1 rRNA gene is annotated in these 1,279 nt (G+C 50.1%); it reads right to left on the bottom strand.

The window, feature by feature from the left end:
* Positions 1-1,074 (bottom strand): 23S ribosomal RNA (locus HMPREF9334_RS11270); the annotation flags it as partial.
* Positions 1,075-1,279: the final 205 nt, after the last annotated feature.

A 1,279-nucleotide genomic window follows, 5' to 3' on the forward strand; every position in this document is an offset into this window, starting at 1 on the left:
TCGAAGTCCTACATCCTTCTCCACTTAGCACAGCATTTGGGACCTTAGCCGGCGGTCTGGGCTGTTTCCCTCTTGAATACGGGTCTTATCACTCGCATTCTGACTCCCAGGCTGCCCATATGAGCCATTCGTAGTTTGACTGGGGTCGGTAGGCTTTACGCCCCCTTGCCCGATCAGTGCTCTACCGTCTCTATGGTGATTCGCCTGAGGCTAGCCCTAAAGCTATTTCGGGGAGAACCAGCTATCTCCACGTTCGATTGGCATTTCACCCCTATACACATCTCATCCCAAAGTTTTTCAACACTCACGGGTTCGGTCCTCCACTCATTTTTACCTGAGCTTCAACCTGGACATGTATAGATCACTGTGGTTTCGGGTCTAATCCATGCTACTGCTCGCCCTCTTAAGACTCGCTTTCGCTTCGGCTCCGCGTCTCCCGCTTAACCTCGCAGCATAAATTAACTCGCCGGTTCATTCTTCAATAGGCACGCCGTCGCACATGTAAAGTGCTCCGACTGTTTGTAGACATACGGTTTCAGGTTCTATTGCACTCCCCTCCCGGGGTTCTTTTCACCTTTCCCTCACGGTACTTTTCGCTATCGGTCGTTTTGATGTATTTAGCCTTGGATGGTGGTCCACCCTGCTTCCCACCGGGTTCCTCGTGCCCTGTGGTACTCTGGATTCCTGCCCGCTTTTCACTCTTTCGTGTACGAGGGTCTCACTCTCTTTGCCGCACCTTCCCAGATGCTTCCACTAGAATGTCCAGTTTGTTGCAGGTCCGCAACCCCAAGAAACCGAAGTCTCTTGGTTTGGGCTCCTCCCGTTTCGCTCGCCGCTACTCAGGGAATCTCTTTGATTTCTTTTCCTCCGACTACTTAGATGTTTCAGTTCATCGGGTGTTTTCTCTCTACCTCGAAGGTAGAGTGACGGGACGTTACTCCCGCCGGGTTGCCCCATTCGGAAATCCATGAGTCAATGCTTACTTGCAGCTCGTCATGGCTTATCGCAGCTTATCGCGTCCTTCTTCGTTTCAAAACGCCTAGGCATCCGCCGTATGCCCTTGTTCGCTTGACTTAACGTCTCACGACTTCAAGGTATTTTCGCTTTATCCTAATTTGCTTGGGAAAATCTTTTAGTGAGGAAAACGTCGCGTACATGAGAACGCTTCGTTTCCCTGTTTAGATTTTCTTGTTTCTTCTGTGCAGTTTTCAGTGAACAAAAGGACTACCGCAGAGACTTTCATCTCTTCGATGCGCCCTCAAAACTAGACAATGCAAAA

Source organism: Centipeda infelix ATCC 43532 (genome assembly GCF_000234095.1).
GTDB classification, from domain to species: Bacteria; Bacillota; Negativicutes; order Selenomonadales; family Selenomonadaceae; genus Centipeda; species Centipeda infelix.